Source organism: Sphingomonas sp. S-NIH.Pt15_0812, assembly GCF_003951315.1.
GTDB lineage: Bacteria > Pseudomonadota > Alphaproteobacteria > Sphingomonadales > Sphingomonadaceae > Sphingomonas.
This window is the reverse complement of record NZ_QLJH01000005.1, coordinates 125,639-150,673: the sequence shown is the minus strand read 5'-3', so window position 1 is coordinate 150,673 and position 25,035 is coordinate 125,639. Positions and strand designations below refer to the sequence as shown.

Genomic DNA, 25,035 nt, shown 5'->3' with positions numbered 1-25,035 from the left:
TCGACGCCGGAGCAAAGCGGCAGACGGTCCGTTCGAGTCCATGAACCAGAACGAGGCTGACATGGGCAAGGGTAAGACAGCGGCGAAGACGGCGGCAAAGGCCGATCGGGACGTGACCCATGAGGCGGCGCGGCGCGACGACGGGCCGGTCCTGCGGGCGGCGGGGAAGTTGACGGAACTGGCTGACCAGCCGCCGCTGATCGCGCTGTCGGCCGGCACGATATTGGTCGGATTGCTGTCAAGGCGCAGGCCAATCGCGCGGACCGGATCGCGGATGCTCGCCAGCCATCTGTTGGCGACGGCGGTGAAGACGGTGCTGAAAAGCAGCATCGACCGCACCCGGCCGGCGCGCGCGTTGAAGCATGGCTATCATGCCGGCAAGGGGGACGGTGCGGACGACCCCTCGCTCAACTCGTTTCCGTCGGGGCATACCGCCGGTGCGGTCGCGGTGGCGGAGGCGATCGCGGCCGGCCATGGCCGTGCGGCGATCCCCGCGCGGCTGGCGGCGGCGGGCGTGGCGGCGCTGCAACCCAGCCGGGGCAAACATTATGTCAGCGACGTGCTGGCCGGGGCGGTGATCGGCCTGGCGGCCGAACGGCTGAGCCGCGCCGTGCTGGATCGGGTGGAGGCGGCCGTCGAACGGCGGCTTACCCCTTCGGCACCCCGATCGTGATCTGCTTTCCCTGATTGCGGCTGTCGGGCTGGGCGTGGAGCACGCGGTCGACCACCTGGTCGGGCCGGGGCAGGCCATCGAACGTGCCATAGCTGCTGGCGCTGCTGTCGACATCGTCCAGCATCACCGTGAACCGGTCCTTGACCTCGGGCTTCAGGATCGTGGCGAAGGCGGGCGAGACGCTGACGCTGCGACCCGCATCGCCCAGCGCCACGACATAGCCGGTCTGTCCGGCGGCGCGGTAGACGGCATAGTCGACCGTGCTGCTGTCGTCGCGGCACCAGCGGGTCGGGCCGGGATCCGCTGGCCGGGTGGCGGATTGGCTCAACAATCCCAGGAATGATGCGCCGATCGCCTCGTTCATGTCGGACTTGCGCAGCTTCGCCTTCTTCCAGGCCACCGGCGCGTCACAGGCGCGGATCGGCAGAGCGGCGGGCGCGTCGGGAAAGGCGGCGGGCCAGCGGATCGCCGAGATCAGCCGCGTCATCCCGGCGTCCAGCGCCGCGAGGTCGCCATCCTTGCGGCTGAGCCGTACCGCCACCAGCCATGGCCCCATCGGCAGCATGGCGAGCCCGGTCGCGGGATAGGCCCCCTTGCTGGCATGATAGACTCGTCGCAAGGCCGAGCCGCTACGGCTACCCGGTGGAGCGAAGGCGACCGGATCGGCGCTGTTGGGTGCGGTGTCGCCCAATATGTCGTTGGCGCCGATCGCCGCCTCCGCCCGGTCGAACCAGAGCGGGACGCTGGCGATGGCGGGGCGATAGAGGAAGAGGGTAGCGATGGTGGCGCGAGTCGGATCGGCGAAGCTGATCGTGACGTCGCGTTCCAGCGTCGTCGAATCCGCCAGGCGTGTGCGGGCCATGCCGTCCAGCGTCGACGGCAGGATCAGCCCGGTCTCGGCATGTTGCCAGCCCTTGCCGGGCGGCACCGGCAGGTCGCGGGCCTGCGTCATGGACGTCGCCAGGCACAGGGCCGTCACTGCCGCTGCCGTCCAGCCGGCCCGCCGGATCATCGCCATGAAAAACCTCCCCCATATCGTTATGGGGGAGGCTAGTCGTCCCGGCGTCCGGGCACAATGGCCGCAGGCGGCCGATCGATCAGGCGGCGACGGCGGCCTTCAGCTGGTCGACCAGGTCGGTCGCTTCCCAGGTGAACAGGCCATTCTCCGCCTCGCGGCCGAAGTGACCATAGGCGGCCGACTTCACGTAGATCGGTGCGTTCAGCTTCAGATGCTGGCGGATGCCCTTGGGCGTCAGGCGGACGAGCTGCGGCAGCACCTGCTCCAGCTTCGCCTCGTCGACCGTGCCGGTGCCGTGCGTGTCGACATAGACCGACAGCGGCTCGGCGATGCCGATCGCGTAGCTGAGCTGGATGGTGCAGCGCTTGGCAAGACCCGCGGCCACGACGTTCTTGGCCAGGTAGCGCGCGACATAGGCGGCGGACCGATCGACCTTGGTCGGGTCCTTGCCGCTGAACGCGCCGCCGCCATGCGGAGCCGCGCCGCCATAGGTGTCGACGATGATCTTGCGGCCGGTCAGGCCGGCGTCGCCGTCCGGCCCGCCGATCTCGAACGCGCCGGTCGGGTTGATATAGACCTTGGTCGCGTCGGTGACGAAGCCGTCGGGCAGCACGCTGGTCAGCACGCCGGTGACATAATCCTTCAGCAGGTCATATTTGGTCGGATCGGCATTGTCGCCTTGGAGGCAATAGCCGGCCTTGTGCTGGGTGGAGACGACCAGCGCCGTCGCGCGGACCGGCACGCCGTTCTCGTACTGCAGCGTCACCTGGCTCTTGGCGTCCGGCTCCAGGAAGGGGGCCTTGCCCGAATGGCGGTCGGCCGCCATCGTCTCCAGGATCTTGTGGCTGTAATAGAGGGTGGCCGGCATCAGGCCCGGCGTCTCGTCGGTCGCGTAACCGAACATGATGCCCTGGTCGCCCGCGCCCTCGTCCTTGTTCGAGCCCTCGTCCACGCCCATCGCGATTTCCGCCGACTGGCCGTGCAGGTTGTTCTCGAAGGTGAACGTCTCCCAGTGGAAGCCCGACTGCTCATAGCCGATCTGCTTCACCCGGTCGCGCACCGCCGCCTCGATCTCCTCGAGCGCGCCGGGGGCCCATTCGCCATTCTCGTACACGCCCTTGCAGCGGATCTCGCCGGCCAGCACGACCAGATTGGTGGTGGTCATCGTCTCGCAGGCGATGCGCGCCTCGGCATCCTTGGAGAGGAAGAGGTCGACGATCGTGTCGCTGATCTGGTCCGCGACCTTGTCCGGGTGACCCTCGGACACCGACTCCGACGTGAAGATATAGGAAGAGCGCATCAAGGCCTCATAACGATATAAAGATAGCTTTATATGACGCTCCTAGCGTCGGCGGCGGCGGATGGCAATCGCGGCGGCGAAGAACAGCGCCGCGATGATCGCCGCCATTGCGTTGCCGACGCGCGAGAAGAGCGTGGGCGGCAGGGCCGGCGGCACCGGCAGTTCGATCGCGCCCGCCGTCTCGTGCGGTACGGTGGCGAGCAACGTTCCGTCGGCGGCGATGATCGCACTGATCCCGGTGGGGGTGGCGCGGACGATCGGCAGCCCCTCCTCGATCGCGCGCATCCGCGCCTGCGCCAGATGCTGGGGCGGGCCCCAGCGGCCGAACCAGGCGTCGTTCGACGGGTTGAAGATCAGTCGCGGCCGATGCGCCTCGTCGATCACCTCGCCCGAGAAGATGATCTCGTAGCAGACCTGGATGCCGACCGGACCGAAACCGGGCCAGTCGATCGCGCGCGGGCCGGGGCCGGGGGTGAAGTCCATGTCGCCGGGCACCAGCCGGGCGAGGCCCAGCGGCTTGAGCAGCCAGGGCATGGGCAGATATTCGCCATAGGGCACCAGATGCGCCTTGTCATAGATGCCGTGGATGTCCGCGTCCGGGCCGATCGCGAGCACGGAGTTGCCCGCGGCAAGGATCCGGTCGCGATCGTCGAAGGTGAGGCGGGGCGCGTTGGTCAGCAGCAGGTCGCGCGATCCGAGCGTGTCGGCGATCCGGGCGCGCAGGCCATAGGGGCGACGGTCGCCATAGACGTAATCGGGATAGCCGCTTTCCAGCAGGTCGGTCACCAGCCCCTCCGGCCAGACGACCAGGCGGGGCGCGGGGCCGGGCCGGCCGGACAGGCGGATCAGCGTCTCCAGCGAACGCTCGGCGGCGTTCACTCGCGCCTCGTTGCCGATATTGGGCTGGACGACGCGCACGCGCGGCGCAGCGGGCGCAGTTGGTGCGGGACGGGTCCGATAGCCGAAGGGTTGCAGCAGCAGCGGCACGGCCAAAGCGAGCGAAGCCGTCCACCAGCGCCGCCGCCACAGCAGCAGCACCATGCCGGCAAAGGCGATGGTCAGGCCGGACAGCGCATAGGTGCCGATCCACGACGCGATATGGGCGATGGCCTGGTCCGGCACCCAGAGCACGCCCAGCGGGTTCCAGGCATAGCCGGTGAACAGCACCGCGCGCAGCCACTCCGTCGCGATCCAGGCGGCGGCGAAGACCAGCACGTAAGGGAAGTCCGGTCCCGCCCGCCCGCGCGCGCGCCAGGCGATGCCGGCCGCCGCCATCGGATAGACCGCCAGGTACAGCGCCAGCGCGACGGCGGCGACATAGCCCAGCACCGGCGGCATCTTGTCCTGGAAGTCGAAGGCGTGCTGGAACCAGTTGTTGTTGACGGTGAAATGGCCCAGCCCGAACAACCAGCCCCGCGCCATCGCGCTGCGCAGGCCCGGCGCGCGGTGGACGATCGCCATCCAGGCGGCGAGACAGGCGATCGACAGCGGCCACCAGTCCAGCGGTGCGAAGCCGCAGGCGGCGAGTGCGCCGAGCAGGATGCAGCCCAGGCCCGGAGAGCGGAGCAGGGCGGAAGGGCGCAAGGTCACATCATTGTCCTGATCGGGGCCATCTCCGCTCGCCCTTGCCGCCGCTTCGTGGCGCCAGCAAGTCCGGGGTGGCGAAAAGCCCAACGCACATTACCTGTTGGATCATGACGATTCGCCCCTTTCATCTCGCCTTTCCCGTCCATGACCTCGCCGCCGCGCGCGCTTTCTATGGTGGAACATTGGGTTGCGCCGAGGGGCGGTCCAGCGATCACTGGATCGATTTCGATCTCTACGGCCACCAGATCGTCGCGCATCTCGACCCCGCCGCCCGCGCGGTGGCGGTGGAGAATGCGGTCGACGGCCATCAGGTGCCGGTGCCGCATTTCGGCGTGGTGCTGGCCCCGGCCGACTGGCGGGCGCTCGCCGACCGGCTGGTCGCGGCGGACACAAGCTTCGTCATCGAACCCTATACGCGCTTCGCCGGGGAGGCGGGCGAGCAATCGACGATGTTCTTCCACGATCCCAGTGGAAATGCGCTGGAGTTCAAGGCATTCGCCGACGACTCGATGATCTTTGCGAAGGACTGACCATGGGCACCCCGATTGCGATCGATATCCCCCATTCTCTGGGCAAGGACGGCGTGCGCCAGCGACTGGACGGCGGCATCTCGCGCATCACCGAGAAGATTCCCGGTGGCGGCGTCGTCCAGCATCGCTGGGAGGGCGACACGATGCACTTCACCGTCACCGCGATGGGCCAGAGCATCGCCTCCACTGCCACCGTCTTCGCCGACAAGGTCCATGCGGTAGTCGACCTGCCGGCCTTTCTGGGCCTGTTTGCCGGCAAGGTGAAGGAGATGATCGAGCGCGAAGCCCCCAAGCTGCTGAAATAATCGGTCGAGCCGGCGAGATGGATGAAAATCGGGTGCGGTTCGGGCGAAGCGGCGGCGTCATGCCAGTAGCGATCCGACGCATCGGCATCGCCGCCAGGGCAATAGCGTGTTTTCTATGGGGATCATCGTCGCGCTTCGGGCGCGCAGACCAGGCGGGATCGATCCCCATTTGCGGACGTGCCGTCCGTCCCGGCGTTCGCCCGCGCGGCGTCTTGGTGTCCGCACCCATGTTCCGTTTCGATCCTTTCCGGTCCAAGACGACCGGGTGACGATGGCGCATCCCCTGGCCGAAAGCTTCCTGGCTCAGCGCCCCGTGCTGCTCCGCTATCTTCGCGCACGGGGCGCGAGCGAGGAGGCGGAGGATCTGCTCCAGGATTTGTGGCTCAAGCTGGCGGCGACCAGCGGGCAGGGGGTCGAGCGGCCCGAATCCTATATGATGCGCATGGCGCACAACCTGATGCTGGACCGCGCCCGAGCGACGCGGCGGCGGTTGACGCGCGACGACGATTACCACCGTGACGGCGCGGAAGACGTGGCGGCCCCGTCCGCGCTCGCCGATCTGATCGCGCGCGAGCGGCTGGACCAGGTCGACCGGGTGCTCGCGGCTCTGGGAGAGCGGACCGACCGCATCTTCCGCCGCCACCGTGTCGAAGGCATGGCGCAGCGCGACATCGCCGCCGAGTTCGGCATCTCGCTCAGCGCGGTGGAGAAGCATCTGCAGAAGGCCTATCGCGCCATCGCCGCGTGGCAACATGACGATGGGACAGCCGCCATGTCGACCGAGGGTAGGGCATGAGCGGGACGGCTTCGGAGCGGATGGCAGAGGCGCTCGACTGGGCGCGTCGGGTGCACGAGCCCGATTTCGACGACTGGGAGGGGCATCTCGACTGGCTGGAGGCCGACCCGGCCAATGCCGCCCTGTTCGACGAGGTGTCGCTCCACCTGGAAGCGGCGACAGCCGGGCTCGCCGCGGAGCCGGTGGCGGCGGCCGTACCCGATGCCGCCAACGACAATCCACCCGTCAGCACGAGCCGCCGCTGGTGGCTGGGATCGGCGATGGCGGCGGCGCTGGTCGGGGTGATCGGCATCGCGAGCTGGCCGTCCGGACCTGATATGCCCGCCACGCCGCTGACGATCGCCACGGCGCTAGGCCAGACGCGATCGGTGCGACTGGCGGACGGCACGCGTGTGGCGATGAACGGTGGCACCATGCTGAAGGTCGATCGCGCCACGCGCTCGCTGTCGTTCGGCGAGGGCGAGGCGTATTTCGACGTGGTCCATGATCCGGCGCGTCCCTTCCGCCTCCAGATCGGCGCGGCGAGCGTCGAGGATATCGGCACCGCCTTCAACGTCCGCCGCCATGACAATGTGATCGAGGTGGCGGTGCGCGAGGGCGTGGTCTCCTTCGATCCCGATGGCGGGACCGAGCCGGATGACGATGCCGTGATCCTGAAGGCGGGCCAGGCGATCCGCATCGTCGACGATCGCGGTGCGGTGCGGCGGGTCGACCGGACGACGATCGGCGGCTGGCGGACCGGGCAGTTGAGCTATGGCGATGTCGCGCTGGCCGAGGTGGCGGGCGACCTGTCGCGCGCGATCGGACAGCCGGTGCGGCTGGCGCCTGGCGACGGGCGGCGCCGGTTCAGCGGGACGTTCAAGGTCGATGCGGATGCGGCGACCAGCGTGCAGCGCCTCGCCGCGATCAGTGGGATGCGCGCGACCCGCGACGCCGGCGGCTGGCGACTGTCGCCGGACGGCTGATCCACGCCTTTCGCCACCCAAGTCGACCTTTCGCGCGGCAATGATTGCACGTGCCGTGTTGCGATGCGGCGATCATACCGCCATGACGCCAGGATGGCGGACCCGAGCTTGAGCCGGACCCCGCCACCGCCCTCCCTGGCGCGCATCGTCGCGTCCCTTGCTGTCAGGACTGGCCCGTGATCCGTCGTTTCCTTGCCCTGTTCGAGCCGTTCATCCTGATGCTGCTCGGCACCGTGTTGCTCGCCACGCTGCTGCCGGCGCGGGGCGGGATGGCGACCATGGTCGCCTGGGCGGCGGATATCGGGATCGTCCTCCTGTTCTTCCTCCACGGCGCCAAGCTGTCGCGCGACGCGATTTGGGAGGGGGCACGCAACTGGCGGCTGCATCTGACGGTGCTGGCGGTCAGCTTCGGCCTGTTCCCCATATTGGGCTTGGGCCTGCGCGCGCTGCCCGGCATCGACAGCGCGATCGCGGCGGGACTGTTGTTCCTCACCTTGCTGCCCTCGACCGTGCAGTCGTCGATCGCCTTCACCGCGATCGCGCGCGGCAATGTCGCGGCGGCGGTGTGCAGCGCATCCTTCTCCAACCTGCTCGGCATCGTCCTGACCCCGGCCCTGGTCGCGTTGCTGATGCCGGGGGCGGGAGCCGGGCACGGCATCTCGACCGGCGCGGTCGAGGCGATCGTGCTACAATTGCTGGTGCCGTTCGTCGCCGGCCATCTGCTGCGGCCCTGGATCGGTGGCTTCGTCGCGCGGCGCAAGCAGTGGCTAACGATCGTCGATCGCGGCTCGATCCTGCTCGTCGTGTACAGCGCGTTCGGCGCGGCGGTGGTGGAAGGGCTGTGGACGCGCGTCTCGCCGGCCGATCTGGGCGTGATCGCAGTGCTCTGCACCGCATTGCTCGCGGTCGTGCTGGGCGTGACGTTGGTGCTGGGCCGCGCGATGGGGCTCTCGCGCGAGGATGCGATCGTCCTGCAATTCTGCGGCTCCAAGAAGAGCCTGGCGTCGGGCGTGCCGATGGCGGGCGTGCTGTTCCCGGCGGCGCAGGTCGGCGTCGTGCTGCTGCCGGTGATGCTGTTCCACCAGATTCAGCTGATCGCCTGCGCCTTCATCGCCCGGCGCTATGCCGACCAGGCGGCGGGGCAGGAGGCATGATCCGCCGCGCCGTCCGCCTGTCCGCGCTGCTGGTCGCGACTCCGGCGTTCGCGCAGGAAGCGCCGCTCGCGGAGGGGGAGGGCGAAACGATCCTGGTCACCGGTCGCGGCCTGTCCGATCCGCCGGGCGACCGCGCCTTCGACGTGGTCGAGATCGATCGCGACCGCATCGCCGCCAACGCCGCCGGCCGGCTGGAGAGCGTGCTGGCCGAGGTCGCCGGCTTGCAGCAGTTCCGCCGCGCCGACAGCCGCAGCGCCAACCCGACCAGCCAGGGCATCACGCTGCGCGGCCTGGGTGGCAATGCGGCGAGCCGGGCGCTGCTGATCCTCGACGGCGTGCCGCAGAGCGATCCGTTCGGCGGCTGGGTCGCCTTCCCGGCCTATGCCACCGACCGGCTCGGCCGCGTCCGGGTGACGCGGGGCGGCGGCAGCGGCTATCAGGGGCCCGGCGCGCTGGCCGGCACGGTCGAGCTCGACAGTGCCACGCCCGATGGCCCGATGACCGGACGCCTGGCCTATGGCAGCCGCGACTCGGTCGATGCGCAAGGCTCGGCGGCGCTGGTTCGGCCGGGGGGCTATCTGACCCTGTCCGGGGCCTATGCGCGCGGCGACGGCTTCGTGCCGATCGTGGCGGAGCGGCGTGGTCCGATCGATCGTTCCGCACCCTATGCGCAAGGATCGGGCGCGGTGCGCGGCGTGATCGCGCTGGCCTCCGATACCGAGCTTCAGGCCAATGTCTCCGCCTTCACCGATCGGCGGGAGCGGGGCACGCCCTTCACCGGCAACCGGTCGGAGGGGGCGGATGCCAGCCTGCGCCTGGTCGGCCGCGGCCGCTGGGGCTGGTCGGCGCTGACCTATCTGCAGACACGCGGCTTCGCCTCCAGCTTCGCCAGTGTCGATGCCGCCCGCACCACGGCCACCCGCACGCTCGACCAGTATAACACGCCCGCCACCGGGCTCGGGGCGCGGGTCGAACTGGCGCCGCCGGTCGGGCAGGGGCTGGCGCTTCGGCTGGGCGCCGACTGGCGCGACGTGTCGGGGCGGACACAGGAGAATTATACCTATGTCGCGGGGCAACCGACCCGGCGGCGCGTCGCGGGTGGCGACAATCGCACCATCGGCCTGTTCGCCGATGGCAGCGCCGAGCTTGGCCGGCTGACCCTGTCGCTGGGCGGCCGGATCGACTGGTGGCGGATCGGTGACGGCCGGCTGAGCGAGCGCCCGCTGGCCGTGGGACCGGCGCTGACGAACCTGCGATTCGCCGATCGCACCGGGCATCAGGCGACCGGGCGGGCCGGCCTGGCCTGGCGCGCGGTCGAGGGCGTGACCGTGCGTGCGGCGGCCTATCGGGGCTGGCGGTTGCCGACGCTCAACGAACTGTACCGGCCGTTCCGGGTCGGCCCGGACGCGACCGCCGCCAACCCGCTCCTCTCTCCCGAGACGCTGCGCGGCGTGGAGGCGGGCGTGACGATCGCGCCGGACCGGTCGCTGCGGTTGGCGGCGACGGTCTTCGACAATCGGCTGGACGATGCGATCGCCAATGTCACGGCGGGCGCGGGGCCGGGCACTTTCCCGCTGGTGGGCTTCGTTGCGGCGAATGGCGTGTACCGGGTGCGGCGCAACCTCGACGCCGTCCGGTCGCGCGGGTTGGAGCTGGATGCGCGTTGGCAGCCGGGCGCGTTCGGACTCGGCGCGTCGTGGAGCCATGTCGACGCCCGCGTCCGGGCAAGCGGCGCCGGCGCGGCGCTGGACGGGTTGCGCCCGGCACAGACGCCGCGTGATCAGCTTTCCGGCACGGTCGATTATCGCCGGGGCGGGGCGTCGGCGGCGCTGACCTTGCGCCATCTGTCGCGCCAGTACGAGGATGACCAGAACAGCCGGAGCCTGGCCCCCGCGACGACTCTCGACGCCTATCTCGCCCTGCCGGTGACGATGGCGCTGGCGGTCGAGCTGCGGGCGGAGAATGTCACCGATGCGCGGGTCGAGGTGGGGATCAGCGGCGCGAACCTGGTCGAGCGCGCGACTCCGCGTACCTTGTGGATCGGGCTGCGCTATCGGCCCGGACGATGAGAAATCCCTAACGTCCCTTAAATTTCCGGGTCCGGCTACTCATCCGCCCGCCGCCGCGATAAACGCGGTGCAGAGGCAACGGCCCCGGAGAGATGATTGATGGATCCCCTATACCCTGTCGGCGACGCGGCGAAGGACGCGCGGATCGACCATGCCGGCTATGAGCGGCTTTATGCCGAGGCGGCACGCGATCCGGAGGGCTATTGGCGGGACGAGGCGCACCGCACGCTGGACTGGATCACGCCGTTCCATCAGGTGAAGGACACGTCCTTCGACGAGGCCGATTTCCGCATCCGCTGGTTCGCGGACGGCGAACTCAACGTCTCCGCCAATTGCCTGGACCGGCATCTGGCGGAGCGCGGCGATCAGGTCGCGATCATCTGGGAGGGCGACGAGCCGGGTGAGACGCGCCGCGTCACCTATCGCGAGCTTCATGGCGAGATGTGCCGCTTCGCCAACGTGCTGAAGGCCAATGGCGTGGGCAAGGGCGACCGGGTCACGCTCTACCTGCCGATGATCGTCGAGGCGGCGGTGGCGATGCTCGCCTGCACGCGGATCGGGGCGATCCATTCGATCGTGTTCGGCGGCTTCTCGCCCGATAGCCTGGCCAACCGCATCCAGGATTGCGACTCCCGGCTGGTGATCACCGCCGACGAGGGCTGTCGCGGCGGCAAGCGCATCCCGCTCAAGGCCAATGTCGACAAGGCGCTGGCGCATTGCCCCGGCGTCGACCGCGTTCTGGTGGTGCGGCGGACCGGTGCGGACATCGCGATGATCGCGGGCCGCGACCTGTGGTGGCATGAGGCGGCCGAGGGCGTCGATGCCGATTGCCCGGCCGAGCCGATGAACGCCGAGGACCCGCTGTTCATCCTCTACACTTCCGGCTCGACCGGCAAGCCCAAGGGCGTGCTGCACACGACCGGCGGCTATCTGCTCTGGGCGGCGTCGACGTTCCGCGACGTGTTCGATTACCGCGAGGGCGAGATCTTCTGGTGCACGGCCGATGTCGGCTGGGTCACCGGGCACAGCTATGTCGTCTATGGCCCGCTCGCCAACGGCGCGACGACGGTGATGTTCGACGGCGTGCCCAACTATCCCGACCATGGCCGCTTCTGGGAGACGATCGACCGGCTGGGCGTCAACATCTTCTACACCGCCCCCACCGCGATCCGTGCGCTGATGCGCGAGGGCGACGGCTGGGTGGCGACATCCTCGCGCCGGTCGCTGCGGCTGCTGGGCTCGGTCGGCGAGCCGATCAATCCGGAGGCGTGGGACTGGTATCACCGCGTCGTCGGCGAGCGGCGCTGCCCGATCGTCGATACCTGGTGGCAGACGGAGACGGGCGGCATCCTGATCGCGCCGCTGCCGGGCGCCACCGACCTGAAGCCGGGCTCCGCCACCAGGCCCTTGCCCGGCGTGCTGCCGCAACTGGTCGATGCGGAGGGGCAGGTGCTGGACGGCGCGACCGAGGGCAATCTGGTGATAGCGGACAGCTGGCCGGGCCAGATGCGCACCGTATGGAACGATCACGAGCGTTTTTTCCAGACCTATTTCAGCACCTATCCGGGCAAATATTTCACCGGCGACGGCTGCCGCCGCGATGCGGACGGCTATTACTGGATCACCGGCCGGGTGGACGATGTCATCAACGTGTCCGGCCACCGCATGGGCACCGCCGAGGTCGAAAGCGCGCTGGTCGCCCATGTCAAGGTGGCCGAGGCGGCAGTGGTGGGGATGCCGCATGAGGTTAAGGGGCAGGGCATCTATGCCTATGTCACGCTGAACGCCGGCGAGGCGCCGTCCGAGGACCTGCGGGCCGAGCTCCGGACCTGGGTGCGGAACGAGATCGGTCCGATCGCCAGCCCCGATGCGCTGCAATTCGCGCCGGGCCTGCCCAAGACCCGCTCGGGCAAGATCATGCGCCGCATCCTGCGCAAGATCGCCGAGGGCGACGTGTCGAACCTGGGCGATACCTCGACGCTCGCCGATCCGGGCGTGGTCGACCAGCTGGTCGCCGGGCGGGTCTAGCCAAGGCGTGCTCCCCGGCAGAGGCCGGGGAGCGGTCACGGGGCGGAGAAGCCCGTCACCCCCGGTATAGCGCCTCCGCATCCCGCTTGAACGCCGCGCCGGAATCCGTTCGGCTGTAGAACATGTGCCCGCCCGGATAGATGTCCAGCTTCACCCGGTCCGTCTGGCCGAAGGCGGGCATCTGGTCGACGATCAGGCGTGAGGCGAAGAAGGGACAGGACAGGTCGTCCCAGCCATGGACGATCATCACCTTCATCTTGGGATCGTTGGCGATCGCCTTGCGTAGGTCGGTGACGGGGGTATCGTCGGGCTTGCCGCGATCCCAGGCCTGGTTCACCGCATAGGACAGCGCGTGATAGCGCGCATCGGTCTTCCAGCCGACTTCGCGCGTGACGAAATCGACCATCGCGCTGGTCGTCGGCGCGATCAGCGAGTCGAGGATGGGATCGTTGGACTGCTGCTCCTTCGCCCAGGGGAAGGGGTCGAAGGCGGTGACGTTCGAGTCGTAGACGCTGCCGATCGTCCCTTGCGCGCGGTGGATCTCGCGCAGGTAGGTGCCCGTGTCGATCCGCCCGCCCATGCGCCGCACCAGCGTCGGGTCCAGCCCGGTCAGTTGCGTGACCCGCTCGACCAGCCGGTTCAGCGCCTCCGGGTTGGACCGGCCGAGCAGCAGGTCGGTGGCGAAGGGCCCGCGCGTATAGGCTTCGACCTCCGCCATTGCCTGCGGCGTCAGCTTGCCCTGCCGCTCCAGATTGGCGGCGGCCATCGAGGGCAGGTCGATCATCCAGGGCAGGGGCGATAACGCGGTCGATCCGTTGCCGACCGCCGGATCGAGATAGGGGGATACCAGGATCAGGCCGTTGACCCCGACGCCGATCTGCGATTGGAGTTCATAGGCGATGCGCGGCGCGCGATAGCCGCCATAGCTTTCGCCCATCACATATTTGGGCGATCGCAGCCGCCCCGACTGCACCAGCCAGTCATAGACGATCTTGGACAGATATTTAATGTCGGGATCGTTGGCGTAGAACGCCTTCTTGGTCTTCTCCTCGTCGACCAGGCTTCGGCTGAAGCCGGTGCCGATCGGATCGATGAAGACCAGATCGGTGAAGTCGAGCCAGCTATTGGGATTGTCGGTGGCGATCGGCGCGTCGGACGGCGCGTCGCCCTGCGCGCCGAACTGCACATGCTTGGGGCCCACCGCGCCCATGTTGAGATAGACCGATGCCGCGCCTGGTCCGCCGTTGAACGCGAAGGTCACCGGTCGGCGCACGTCGCTGCCCGGCACCGTATAGGCGGTATAGACGACCTGCCCGATCGTCTCGCCCTTCTCGTCGCGGACCGGCAGGGTGCCGACCGTCGCGCGGTAGCTGATGGTGCGGCCGCCGATGCGGACGCTCTGCGTGATGCTCTTGTCGGCGGGCAATGGCGGCAGCTTGGTCTCGTCGCCGTCCTTCTTGTCGGCGGCGGCGGCCTTGTCGTCGGTCTTGGGCGCGGCGGCGGGGGCGGCGACAGGGGTGGCGAGCAGCGCCAAGGTCAGGATGGAGGCGGCATGGCGAAAGGAGCGCAAGGGCGATGATCCTTGATGATGATGGCGGATGCTATGCGCCCGTTCAGCCTGCGGCAAGACGGTGGCGTTTCGCTACGATGGCTTCCCCCCACGCCGCGCCTTGCCTAAGACGCATGGGATGACGGTCATGCTGCCACCACGATGATGCTAACCTACGGAATGGCGGCGACGATGGGCGCGCTGCTCTTCACGGCGCTGCTCGCGGCCGTCCTGCTGATGGTCGCGGGGCTGAAGGCGCGGCGCGAGGCGGCGGCGGCGTTGGCCGAGAATGTGCGGCTCCAGGCGATGCTGCGCGTCAGCCCGACCACGGTGATGCTGATCGGCGCGGACGGGCGGATCGAGATGCCGCGCCGCATGGCCGACTGGTTCGGCCTGGCGCAACCCGCCGTGACCATCGCCGAGCTGGCCGAGCATGGCGGACTGTCCGAGGCGGAGGTCGCCGGGCTGGAGGCGGACGTGCAGGCGGCCCAGCGCGCCGGGCGCGGGTTCCAGCGGGCGATCCGGCCGCGCGGGTCGCAACGGGTGATCACGATGCGCGGCGATCGCGCGCCGGAGGAACTGGGCGCGACCGGCGGCGTCATCGTCTGGGCGTTCGACGCCACCGAGTCGCTCAGCGAGATCGACCGGCTGGGCGCGGAGGCGGCGCGGCTCGGCGCGGCCTATGCGGCCCTGACCGGCCTGATCGAGGCGTCGCCGATGCCGATGTGGTATCGCGATGGCGAGATGCGGCTGACCATGGTCAATTCCGCCTATGTCGAGGCGGTCGAGGGCCGCGACGCCGCCGATGTCGTCGCGCGCCAGCTCGAACTGATCGAGGAGATGGGCAGTGCCGGCCCGGTCGCCGGGGCCAAGTCCGCGCGCGCCTCTGGCCGGCCGAGCGAACAGGTGCTGCCCGCCACCATCGCGGGCGACCGCCGGACGCTGCGGGTGTTCGACGTGCCGTTGCCAACCGGCGGCGTCGCCGGCTTCGCCGTCGATATCGAGGAATTGGAACAGGCGCGCAGCGGCGCGAAACGCTTCGCCGAGGCGCAGCGTGGGATGCTCGATCGATTGTCGGCGGCGGTGGCGCAGTTCGGCCCCGACCATGCGCTGGTCTTCTGCAACCAGCCGTTCCGCCGCATGTTCGCGATGCGCGCCGAATGGCTGGCCGACCGGCCCGAATTCGACCGGGTGCTGGAGCGGATGCGCGATGTCGGCCGCCTGCCCGAGGTGCGGGACTTCCCTGGCTGGAAGGCGGAGCGGCGCGAATGGTTCATGCTGACCGACGAGGCGGTCGAGGAACATTGGCATCTGCGCGGCGGCACGCATCTGCGCGTCGTCGGCCAGCCGCTGCCCGATGGCGGCCTGTTGCTGATCTTCGAGGATCGGACCGAGCAGGTCCAGCTCGCCTCGTCGCGCGATACGCTGCTGCGGGTCCGCACCGCGACCTTCGACAATCTGTCGGAGGCGCTGGGCGTCTTCGCGGCCGATGGCCGGTTGCAGCTGTGGAACAACCGGTTCCGCGCGCTATGGGGGGTGGAGGAGGAATTCCTGTCCTCTCACCCGCGCGTCGATGCCTTTGCCGAGCGGATCGCGCCGCGCCTCAAGGCGCCCGAGCGCGCGGTGGTGATCCCCGACCTCGTCCGATCGGCGACCAACGAACGCCAGCAGCGCGGCGGCAGCATCGTGCTGGCGGACGGCCGGCATTTCGAGTTTGCGGGCGTGCCGCTGCCCGACGGCAACGCGCTGTTCACCATGCTCGACATCACCGATTCGCGGCGGGCCGAACAGGCGCTGCGCGAACGCGCCGACGCGCTGGAGGCGGCGCACCGGGTCAAGACGCAGTTCGTCGCCAATATGAGCTATGAGCTGAAGACGCCGCTGACCTCGATCAGCGGTTTCGCCGAGATGCTGCATGGCGGCTATGCCGGCAAGCTGCCGCGCCAGGCGGAGGATTATCTGGAGGCGATCCTGGACTCGGTCGAGCGGCTGACCGTGCTGGTCGACGACGTGCTCGACCTGACGCTGGGCGACGAGGGCGCGGAGATCGAGAAGGGCGATGTCGACTTGGCCGAAGTGGCCCGCGCGGCGGCGGAAGCGCTGCGGCCGGCGATCCGCCGCCACCGGATCGACCTGGCGGTGGAGATCGCGCGCTCGGTCGGCCGCGTGCAGGGCGATGCGCAGCGGCTGCGCGAGGTGGTCGAGCATCTGCTGCGCCACGCTCTGGGCGCGCTGCCCGATGGCGGGCGCATCCTGCTCCATGCCGATGGCAACGCCGGTCGGGCCCGGATCGTCGTGTCCGATGACGGGCCGGGGCTCGACCCGGAAAATGCCGAACACGCTTTCGACCGCTTCGCCGAGCCGCATCTGCAACCCGGCGGCGAGCGTGCGTTGGGGCTCGGGCTGCCGCTCGCCAAGCAGTTCGTCGAGGCGCATGGCGGCACGATCGCACTGGTGTCGGAGCCGGGCGAGGGGACGTTGGTGACGGTGGAGTTGCCGAGGCGATGACCGAAATGCGACTGGCGGATGCCGCCGCGACCGAGGCGTTCGGCGCGCGATTGGCGCAATGGGTGCGGGCAGGCGACGTCATCACGCTGCGCGGGGACCTGGGGGCGGGCAAGACCAGCATCGCGCGCGGACTGCTCGCGGCCCTGGGCCTCGCCGGCGAGGCACCGAGCCCGAGTTTCGCGATCGTCCAGCCCTATCGGCCGCCGGAGGTGACGCTGCCGGTGCTGCATGTCGATCTCTATCGGCTGGATGATGCCGAAGAAGTGGAGGAATTGGGGCTGGAGGATGAGCGGGGCGACGGACTGTTGCTGGTCGAATGGCCGGAACGCGCCGGTGCGCGCGCCTGGCCGGACGCGCTGGCCCTGACGCTCGCGATCGATCCGGCCGGCGGCCGGCGCTTGACAGCCGAGGTGCCGAAGGCATGGGAGCAGCGATGGCCGATATGATTCCGCCGGCGGGAGCCGCCGCCTTTCTCGCCACCCATGGCTGGGGCGACGCCGTGGTGACGCCGCTGGCCGGCGATGCCTCGTTCCGCCGCTATTTCCGCGTCACCGATGATGCGCGCAGTGCGGTGCTGATGGACGCACCGCCGCCGCATGAGGATAGCGCGCCCTTCGTCGCGATGGCGCGATGGCTGGATGCGCGCGGCTTCCTGGCGCCCGCGATCCTGGCCGTCGACGCGGTCCGGGGACTGGTGCTGCTCACCGATCTCGGCGATGTCCGGCTGCGGGAGACGGTGGATGCCGATCCCGCGGTCGAGTGGGCGCTCTATGCGGACGCGGTCGACCTGCTGATCGATCTGGCCCGGCATCCGGTCGAGGGGCTCGAACCCTATGATCGTGCCGTGCTGCACCGCGAGGTCGGCCTGCTGACGCAATGGTATGGCCCGGCGGTCGGGCTGGACCTGGATGTGGCGGGCTATCACGCGGCCTGGGAGGCGGTGTTCGACCACGCGCTGGCGGCCGAGCCGGTGACCGTGCTGCGCGATTATCATGCGGAGAACCTGATGCTGGTCGGTAGCGCGCGCAGGCTGGGCCTGCTCGACTTCCAGGACGCGCTGGCGGGCCATCCCGCCTATGACCTGGTGTCGCTGCTCCAGGACGCACGGCGCGACGTGTCCCCGGCGGTGGAGGCGGCGATGCTCGACCGCTACCGGGAAGAGACGGGGGCGGGCGAGGATTTCCTGGCGGCCTATCATGTCCTCGGCGCGCAGCGGAACGCCAAGATCGTCGGCATCTTCGCCCGGCTGTGGAAGCGCGACGGCAAGCCGCGCTATGCCGGCTTGTGCCCGCGCGTCTGGGCCTATCTGGAGCGCGACTTGGCCCAGCCGGTCCTGGCGCCGGTGAAGCGCTGGTTCGACGCGAACATCCCGGCCGACCGGCGCGGCGACCCGCTGGCGATCGCGACGGAGGTGGGGGCATGAGCCGGCCCCAGTGGCGGTTGCGCCTCGATCCCGGCGGCGCGGTGCCGAAGACCGCGATGGTGATGGCGGCGGGCCTGGGCAAGCGGATGCGGCCGCTGACCGCCGTCCGTCCCAAGCCCCTGATCGAGGTGGCGGGCAAGCCGCTGATCGATCATGTCTTCGACCGGTTGAAGGATGCCGGCGTCGCGCGCGCGGTGGTCAACGTCCATTATCTGGCGGACACGCTGGAGGCGCATGTCACCCACCGGATCAAGGGGATCGAAATCGCGATCTCCGACGAGCGCGGGCGGTTGATGGAGACGGGGGGCGGGCTGGTCCAGGCGCGCGACCTGCTCGGCGACGATCCGCTCTATGTCATCAACAGCGACAATCTGTGGATCGACGGACCGGTCGACGCGCTGAAACTGCTCGCCTCGCGCTGGGATGGCGAGACGATGGACGCGCTGCTGCTGATGGTGCCGCTGGCGCGCGCGCACAACCACAACGGATCGGGCGATTTCCACCTGGCCCCCGATGGCCGGATCACCCGGCGGCGGCGGCCGGGCACGGTCGCGCCCTTTGCCTATACGGGCGTGCAGATCTTCCATCCCCGGCTGATCGCGGACTGGCCGGAGGGGCCGTTCTCGACCAATCTGTTCTGGGACCGGGCGATCGCGGCGGGCCGCGCCTTCGGACAGGTGCATCAGGGCCTGTGGTTCGATGTCGGCACCCCGCGCGCGATCCCGCGGACCGAGGCGATCCTGCTCGATGGCTGACGCGCCCGCGGCCGCGCGGCCCCGGCTCTACACCATCCCCGCGCACCGGGCCTTTGCCGATGCGCTGGTCGGCGGACTGATGCGCGGCCGCGACGTGGCGCAACTGGCGCGCGGCATGATCCTGCTGCCCAACAACCGGGCCGTGCGCGCGGTGACCGAGGCGTTCGTGCGCGCCAGCGGCGGTGGCCTGTTGCTGCCCCGGCTGGTGCCGCTGGGCGATCCCGATCTGGGCGAGGCGGTCGGCGCGGCGCTGGACACGGCGGACGAGGACGATCCCCCGCCGCCCGCCGTCGCTCCCTATGCCCGGCGGATGATCCTGGCCCGGCTGGTCGGCGAGGAACGGGCCCGCGCCGGCCAGCCGGTGCCGGCGGCGGAGGCGGTGCGGCTGGCCGGCGACCTGGCCCATACGCTCGACCAGTTGCTGGTCGAGGAGGTGCCGCCCACGCGCCTCGCCGAACTCGATTTGGGGCCGGAGCTGACCGAACATTGGCACCGGGCGCTGTCGACGTTCCGCATCGTGCTCGATCGCTGGCCGGACGAACTGGCGCGGCTTGGCCGGATCGACGCGGCGGATCGGCGCGCACGGCTGCTCGGCCGGCTGGAGACGCGCTGGCGGTTGGCGCCGCCGCCCGGATTCGTCTGCGCGGCCGGCATCACCGATGCGGCCCCCGCCGTGGCGCGGCTGCTGCGCTGCGTGTCGGAGATGGCGGAGGGGCAGGTGGTGTTCGCCGGCCTCGACCTCGACATGGCGGAGGAGGAATGGGAGGCGCTGGGGCCGCATCCTGCCGACCCCGTCACCGGCCATGTGCCGCGCTCGATCGAGACGCATCCGCAATTCCACCTGAAGCAGATGCTCGACCGGATGGGCGTCGCGCGCGGCGAGGTGCGGGCGTGGCGCGGCGGCGCGGCGGCCGTCTCGGGGCCGGACTCCGATCCGGCGCGCGGCCGGGCGATCGCCAATGCGCTGGCCCCGGCCGAGTTCACCGGCCGCTGGACCAATCTCGCCGCGGCCGACCGTCGCCTGTCGGGCGTGCGCGCCATTGAATTGCCGACCCCGGCCGACGAGGCGCAGGCGATCGCCCTGACCTTGCGCCAGGCGCTGGAGGAAACCGGCCGTACCGCCGCCCTGGTCACGCCCGACCGTGCCCTGGCCCGCCGCGTCGCGGTTCATTGCCGGCGCTGGGGGATCGATGTGGCGGACAGCGCCGGGCAGCCGCTGTCGCTGCAACCGCCGGGCACGTTGCTGCTCGCGCTGGCGGAGGCGGCGGCGCAGCGTTTCGCCCCGCTCGCGCTGCTGGCGCTGCTCAAGCATCCGCTGGTCCGCGCCGACAACCGGCTGCACTGGCTGGACGGAGTGCGTGCGCTCGACCGGGCCCTGCGCGGACCACGCCCGCCGGCCGGGCTCGACGGGCTGGCCCCCGAAGGCACCGCCGCCGAATTCTGGGCGGAGGCCAGGCCGGTGCTGGAGCCGGTCGGCCATACCTTCGACAGCGGCGCGCAACCGCTGGCCGGCTTCATCGCCTGCCTGCGCGAGGCGGCGCAGACCCTGTGCGGCGATGCGCTCTGGTCGGGCCCCGCCGGCCGCGCCGCGGCGGACTTCATCGCCGATCTGGAGGCCGAGGCGGGGGCCGGACCCGCCCTGGTCGAACCGACCGAGATGCCGGCGCTGCTCCGCACCCTGCTGGACGAGGTGCCGGTCCGTATCCCGCCGGGCCTAGGTCATCCGCGCCTGGCCATTTACGGCCTGATCGAGGCGCGGCTGCAGACCGCCGACCTGATGGTGCTGGGCGGGTTGAACGAGGGCGTCTGGCCCGGCCGGCCTGCACCCGATCCGTGGCTTGCCCCGCGAATCCGCACCGCGCTCGGCCTGTCGGGGCTGGAGCGGCGGATCGGCGTCGCCGCGCACGACTTCGCGCAGGGGCTGGGCGCGCCGCAGGTGTTGATCACCCGCGCCCGGCGCGACGCCTCCGCCCCCGCGCTCGCCTCTCGCCTGTGGCTCCGCTTGCAGGCGATGGCGGGCGATCGGTTCGTGCGCGATCACGTGCTGGAGGGCTGGACCCGCGCGCTGGACGATGCCGGCATCCCGGTGCCGGCCGAACGGCCGCACCCCTCGCCGCCGGTCGCGCAGCGGCCCAAATCGATCTCCGTCACCGAGGTCGACCGATTGAAGGCCGACCCCTATGCCTTCTACGCGCGGCGCGTGCTGCGGCTGATGCCGCTGGACCCGGTCGACGCCGACCCGACCGCCGCGTGGCGCGGCACTGCCGTCCATGCGATCCTGGAGGCCTGGTGGAAAGAGGATCGCTGCGCGCCGCACGCGCTGCGGCCGCGCGCGATGACGATGCTGGAGGAGGCGGAGGTGCATCCGCTGCTCCGCGCCCTGTGGCAACCCCGCCTGCGCGAGGCGATCGACTGGATCGCCGCCGAGGTGGAGGCGATGGCAGGGCAGGGTCGCCGGGTGCTGGCGGCGGAGGGCAAGGGCGCGATCGATATCGCCGGCGTGCGCCTGTCCGGCCGCTTCGACCGGATCGACCGACTGGCCGACGGCATCGGCATCATCGACTATAAGACCGGCAAGCCGCCCAGTGCCGCGGCGGTGCGCAACGGGTTCAGCCTGCAACTCGGCCTGCTCGGCCTGATCGCCGAGCGCGGCGGGTTCGAGGGAGTGGAGGGCCGCGCGACCGCGTTCGAATATTGGTCGCTGGCCAAGAAGCGCGATGCGTTCGGCTTTATCGAAAGCCCCTGCGATCCCGCCGGCAAGCGCGACAGGATCGTGACCGACGAGTTCGTCGCGATCGCCGCCGCCAATTTCACCGATGTCGCGGGCGAATGGCTGACGGGCGACGCGCCCTTCACCGCCAAACTGGTGCCCGAATATGCCCCCTATGCGGAATATGACCAGTTGATGCGCCGCGACGAATGGTATGGCCGTGACCGCTGAACTCCGTCCGCTGCCCCGGCTGAAGGGCGAACAGGCCGCCGCCAGCGACCCCCATGCGCATGTCTGGCTCTCCGCCTCGGCCGGCACGGGCAAGACGCAGGTGCTGTCCGCCCGCGTGTTCCGCCTGTTGTTGAAGGGCGTCGACCCGTCCGCGATCCTGTGCCTGACCTTCACCAAGGCGGGCGCGGCGGAAATGGCGCATCGGATCAGCCAGCGGCTCGCCGCCTGGGTGCGGATGGCGGACACCGATCTCGCCAACGATCTCTATGCGCTGGGCGAGCGCGCCGACCCCGAGCAGCGGGCGCGGGCGCGGACGCTCTTCGCCAAGGTGCTGGACGCGCCGGGCGGCGGGCTGCGAATCCAGACGATCCACGGCTTCTGCCAGGGCCTGCTCGCCGCCTTCCCGGTCGAGGCGGGGCTCGCGCCCGGCTTCCGCCCGCTGGAGGCCCGCGAGGAGGCGGTGCTGGCGCGCGAGGCGCTGGCCCGGATGCTGACCGATGCCGAGCGCGAGGGGCGGGGCGCGGTGGTCGAGACGATCGGCGCGCTCAGCCTGCGCCTGGGCGAGGGCGGGGCGGAGGGCTTCCTGATCGCCTGCGCCCGGTCGCTGGCCGCGCTGGAGGCCCTGCCGGTCGGTATCGGCCCCTATCTGCGCCGCCAGCTCGACCTGCCGCAGGGCGATGTCGGTGAAGCGGTGGCGGCCGAGTGCGCCGGCTTCGATGAGACCGCGCTCCGCCGGCTCGCCGCCTGTAATGCCGCCTGGGGCACCAAGAACGGCCTGGCCCGCGCCGATGCGATCGCCGCCTGGCTCGCACGCGATCCGGCGGACCGCGCCGCCACGCTCGCCGATCTCCACGCGGTCTGGGCGCGCGCCGATGGGGAGCCGCGCTCCTTCGCCAAGGGGCAGGCCCCGCAGGAGCCGGACTATGCCGAAACCGCCAGCCGCTTCCATGGCCAGTGCGCCGCCCTGCTGTCGCTGGCGACCCGCGCCGCCTATGCGGATCTGCTCGGCGCGGGGCTGAGCGTCGGGCGCGACTATGCCCGCGCCTATGACCGGGCCAAGCGGCAGGTCGGCGGCGTCGATTTCGACGACCTGATCCGCGTCACCGTCAGCCTGCTCGAACAGCCCGGCGTGGGTGAATGGGTGCGCTACAAGCTCGACCAGGTCACCGAACATGTCCTGATCGACGAGGCGCAGGACACCAATCTGAACCAGTGGCGGATCGTCAGCGCGGTGGCGGACGAGTTCTTCGTCGGGCGGGGCATCTATGCGCCGCGCACGCGCACGCTGTTCACGGTCGGCGACTGGAAACAGGCGATCTTCGGCTTCCAGGGGACCAGTCCGGTCAACTTCGCCTGGGCGGAGCGACGGTTCGGCGGTCGCGCGCAGGAGGCGCTGGGGGACGATGACTGGCCCGAGCATGAGCGCGGACTGCCGTTCGAGCGGCTGTCGCTGACCCACAGTTTCCGCTCGACCCGGGGCATATTGCGCTTCGTCGATGCGGCGGTCGCGGTGGTGCCCGAGCCAGCCCTGGGGGCGATCGGCCTGATGGAGGATCATGCCAGCGAGGTGGCCGGGCCGGGCCATGTCGCGCTCTGGCCGCCGGTGGTGGCGGGCGGATCGGAGGAGGACGAGGAAAGCTGGGTCGACGATGCCGTGCGCAAGCTGGCCGGCGATGTGGCCCGTGCGGTGCGACGCTGGCTGGACGAGGGACTGGTGCTTGGCGCCAAGGGCCGGCCGCTCAGGCCCGAGGATGTGATGATCCTGGTCAAGCGACGCGGCGACCTCGCCTCGCTGCTGGTCGCGCGTCTGTACGCGGAGGGGGTGCCGGTGGCGGGCGTCGATCGCCTCCGGCTCAACGCGCCGCTGGCGGTGCAGGACCTGCTGGCGGCGGTGCGCTTCGCGCTCCAGCCCGACGACGACCTGTCGCTCGCCAGCCTGCTGGTCTCGCCGCTGATCGGCTGGAGCCAGGACGAGCTGATGCATGCCGCGCCGCGCACGCATGGCAGCCTGTGGCGGCATCTGACCCAAACCCTGTCCGAGGATCGGATCGCGCCGCTGCGCCTGATCCTCAACCGCGCCGACTTCACCACGCCCTATCAGTTTCTGGAGGAGCTGCTGTCCGGCCCGATCGGGGGGCGGCGCAAGTTGCTGGCGCGGCTGGGGGCGGAGGCGCGCGACCCGATCGAGGAATTGCTGTCGGCGGCGCTCACTTTCGAACATATGACGACGCCGTCGCTCCAGCGCTTCCTCGACTGGTTCGATCGCGGCGATGTCGAGATCGTCCGCGATCCGTCCGCGCCGATGGATGCGGTGCGGGTGATGACCGCGCACGGCGCCAAGGGCCTGCAGGCGCCGCTGGTGATCCTGGCGGATGCGACGGTCGATCCGACGCAGAGCCCGCGCACGACGCTGCGCTGGTCGCCCGAGCCGGGGGCCGCGCCGCTGCCGGTCTTCCCGCCGCGCGCGACCGAGCGGGGCGGGCCGCTGGACATGGTGAAGGCGGAGGCGGAGGCGGCCGAACTGGAGGAGCATTGGCGGCTCTTCTACGTCGCCGCGACACGGGCGGAGGAACGGCTGGTGATCGCCGGCGCACTCGGCCCCAAGGCCAAGGGCGTGCCGCCGCAAGCCAGCTGGTATGCCGCCGCCGCGCGCGGGTTCGACTCGCTGGGCGTACCGGCGGGCGAGGGCGAGCGAGTGTATGAGGAGGGGGCGGCGCTCGCCCCGCGCGGCGGCGCGGCGGCTATGCCGGTGACCGAGCCGACCGCGCCGCTGCCCGGTTGGAGCCGGACGCCGGCCCCGAAGGAATCGCGGCCCTCCCGGCCCCTCGCACCCTCGGCGATGGGCGAGGATCTGGTCGCCGATCCGCCGCCGACCGCGGCGATGCGCGCGGCGGCGGAGCGGGGCCGGCTGCTCCACGCCTTGTTCGAGCGGCTGCCGATGGTGGTCCCCGCTCGACGGGCTGGCGCGGCCGAGCGCTGGCTGGCGACCGCCGGGGCAGTGGCGGACGCGACGGAGCGACGGCAACTCACCGAGGCGGCGCTGTCGGTGATCGAGGATCCGCGCTTCGCCGCGCTGTTCGGGCCGGACAGTCTGGCGGAAGCGCCGATCGCCGCGACCATTGGCGGCGGGTTCGTCGTGTCGGGCAAGGTCGACCGGCTGCTGATCGGTGACACGATCCGGGTCGTCGACTTCAAGACCGGCCGTCGCGTACCCGACGCGCCGCCCGATTATCATATCCGCCAGATGGCCGGCTATGTCGCGGCGCTGTCGGTGGTGTTTCCCGGCCGGCCGGTGGAGGCGTCGCTGCTCTACACGGCGGGGCCGGTGCTGGTTACCCTGACGCCGGAGCAACTCGCCGGTCACAAGCCCGGCTTTCCCGCGACGGAGCAAAGCTCTGTCGTCGGGGGTTGAGACGATCCACGATTTTCCCCAG

Annotated in this window: 18 protein-coding genes; 14 read left to right on the top strand and 4 right to left on the bottom strand. The window is 70.4% G+C overall.

Going from position 1 to position 25,035, the window contains the following annotated elements; all coding sequences use genetic code 11:
* The first annotated feature begins 40 nt into the window (after positions 1-40).
* The gene (locus tag BRX43_RS05340; protein ID WP_164523530.1) at positions 41-673 is read left to right on the top strand and encodes a phosphatase PAP2 family protein; all 633 of its coding nucleotides are present in this window, start codon (positions 41-43) and stop codon (positions 671-673) included.
* On the opposite strand, the gene BRX43_RS05335 is transcribed toward BRX43_RS05340, so the two are convergent.
* The 3 genes from BRX43_RS05335 to lnt all read right to left on the bottom strand — a co-directional run bounded on the left by BRX43_RS05335 (position 648) and on the right by lnt (position 4,581).
* Positions 648-1,691 carry a hypothetical protein gene (locus BRX43_RS05335; RefSeq protein ID WP_125993821.1) on the bottom strand — a complete coding sequence of 348 codons (1,044 nt, stop codon included), beginning with the start codon at positions 1,689-1,691 and terminating at the stop codon, positions 648-650. The genes BRX43_RS05340 and BRX43_RS05335 overlap by 26 nt on opposite strands.
* A gap of 79 nt (positions 1,692-1,770) precedes the next feature.
* Positions 1,771-2,991 (bottom strand): methionine adenosyltransferase, encoded by a 1,221-nt coding sequence (gene metK / locus BRX43_RS05330; RefSeq protein ID WP_125993820.1) that lies wholly within the window; start codon positions 2,989-2,991, stop codon positions 1,771-1,773.
* Positions 2,992-3,033: 42 nt separating this feature from the next.
* The gene (gene lnt / locus BRX43_RS05325) at positions 3,034-4,581 is read right to left on the bottom strand and encodes an apolipoprotein N-acyltransferase (RefSeq protein WP_241214785.1); all 1,548 of its coding nucleotides are present in this window, start codon (positions 4,579-4,581) and stop codon (positions 3,034-3,036) included.
* 104 nt (positions 4,582-4,685) lie between these two features.
* Between lnt and BRX43_RS05320 the strand changes: the two genes are divergently transcribed.
* The 7 genes from BRX43_RS05320 to acs all read left to right on the top strand — a co-directional run bounded on the left by BRX43_RS05320 (position 4,686) and on the right by acs (position 12,425).
* Positions 4,686-5,108 carry a VOC family protein gene (locus BRX43_RS05320; RefSeq protein ID WP_125993819.1) on the top strand — a complete coding sequence of 141 codons (423 nt, stop codon included), beginning with the start codon at positions 4,686-4,688 and terminating at the stop codon, positions 5,106-5,108.
* 2 nt (positions 5,109-5,110) lie between these two features.
* Entirely contained in the window at positions 5,111-5,413 is a 303-nt protein-coding gene (locus BRX43_RS05315) for a polyhydroxyalkanoic acid system family protein (RefSeq protein WP_125993818.1), read from the top strand.
* 271 nt (positions 5,414-5,684) lie between these two features.
* Entirely contained in the window at positions 5,685-6,209 is a 525-nt protein-coding gene (locus BRX43_RS05310; protein ID WP_125993817.1) for an RNA polymerase sigma factor, read from the top strand.
* On the top strand, positions 6,206-7,174 hold the full coding sequence (locus BRX43_RS05305; RefSeq protein WP_125993816.1) for a FecR domain-containing protein: 969 nt from the start codon (positions 6,206-6,208) through the stop codon (positions 7,172-7,174). Before BRX43_RS05310 ends, BRX43_RS05305 begins: the two co-directional genes overlap by 4 nt.
* Before the next feature lie 176 nt (positions 7,175-7,350).
* The gene (locus BRX43_RS05300) at positions 7,351-8,328 is read left to right on the top strand and encodes a bile acid:sodium symporter family protein (RefSeq protein ID WP_125993815.1); all 978 of its coding nucleotides are present in this window, start codon (positions 7,351-7,353) and stop codon (positions 8,326-8,328) included.
* Positions 8,325-10,397, top strand: a complete 2,073-nt coding sequence (locus BRX43_RS05295; RefSeq protein WP_125993814.1) for a TonB-dependent receptor — start codon at positions 8,325-8,327, stop codon at positions 10,395-10,397. The genes BRX43_RS05300 and BRX43_RS05295 overlap by 4 nt, the downstream gene beginning before the upstream one ends.
* Positions 10,398-10,493: 96 nt before the next feature.
* Complete coding sequence (gene acs, locus BRX43_RS05290) at positions 10,494-12,425, top strand: acetate--CoA ligase (protein WP_125993813.1); 1,932 nt, start codon at positions 10,494-10,496, stop codon at positions 12,423-12,425.
* A gap of 55 nt (positions 12,426-12,480) precedes the next feature.
* Here acs and BRX43_RS05285 read toward each other — a convergent pair whose 3' ends face one another.
* Positions 12,481-13,995, bottom strand: coding sequence for a peptidase S10 (locus BRX43_RS05285; RefSeq protein ID WP_125993812.1), 1,515 nt, complete (start codon positions 13,993-13,995; stop codon positions 12,481-12,483).
* A gap of 144 nt (positions 13,996-14,139) precedes the next feature.
* On the opposite strand from BRX43_RS05285, the gene BRX43_RS05280 reads away from it, so the two are divergent.
* Genes BRX43_RS05280 through addA form a run of 6 tightly spaced genes read left to right on the top strand, consistent with a single transcriptional unit; the run spans position 14,140 to position 25,013 of the window.
* Entirely contained in the window at positions 14,140-16,482 is a 2,343-nt protein-coding gene (locus BRX43_RS05280) for a PAS domain-containing sensor histidine kinase (protein ID WP_125993875.1), read from the top strand.
* Between the two features lie 5 nt (positions 16,483-16,487).
* Positions 16,488-16,928 (top strand): tRNA (adenosine(37)-N6)-threonylcarbamoyltransferase complex ATPase subunit type 1 TsaE, encoded by a 441-nt coding sequence (tsaE, locus tag BRX43_RS05275; RefSeq protein ID WP_125993874.1) that lies wholly within the window; start codon positions 16,488-16,490, stop codon positions 16,926-16,928.
* Positions 16,925-17,905 carry a phosphotransferase gene (locus tag BRX43_RS05270; protein WP_206433115.1) on the top strand — a complete coding sequence of 327 codons (981 nt, stop codon included), beginning with the start codon at positions 16,925-16,927 and terminating at the stop codon, positions 17,903-17,905. The genes tsaE and BRX43_RS05270 overlap by 4 nt, the downstream gene beginning before the upstream one ends.
* A complete protein-coding gene (locus BRX43_RS05265) occupies positions 17,902-18,660 on the top strand; it encodes a nucleotidyltransferase family protein (RefSeq protein WP_125993810.1) in 759 nt (252 codons plus the stop codon). The genes BRX43_RS05270 and BRX43_RS05265 overlap by 4 nt, the downstream gene beginning before the upstream one ends.
* Complete coding sequence (addB, locus tag BRX43_RS05260) at positions 18,653-21,601, top strand: double-strand break repair protein AddB (RefSeq protein WP_125993809.1); 2,949 nt, start codon at positions 18,653-18,655, stop codon at positions 21,599-21,601. The genes BRX43_RS05265 and addB overlap by 8 nt, the downstream gene beginning before the upstream one ends.
* Positions 21,585-25,013 carry a double-strand break repair helicase AddA gene (gene addA / locus BRX43_RS05255; RefSeq protein ID WP_125993808.1) on the top strand — a complete coding sequence of 1,143 codons (3,429 nt, stop codon included), beginning with the start codon at positions 21,585-21,587 and terminating at the stop codon, positions 25,011-25,013. Before addB ends, addA begins: the two co-directional genes overlap by 17 nt.
* The last annotated feature ends 22 nt before the right edge of the window (positions 25,014-25,035 follow it).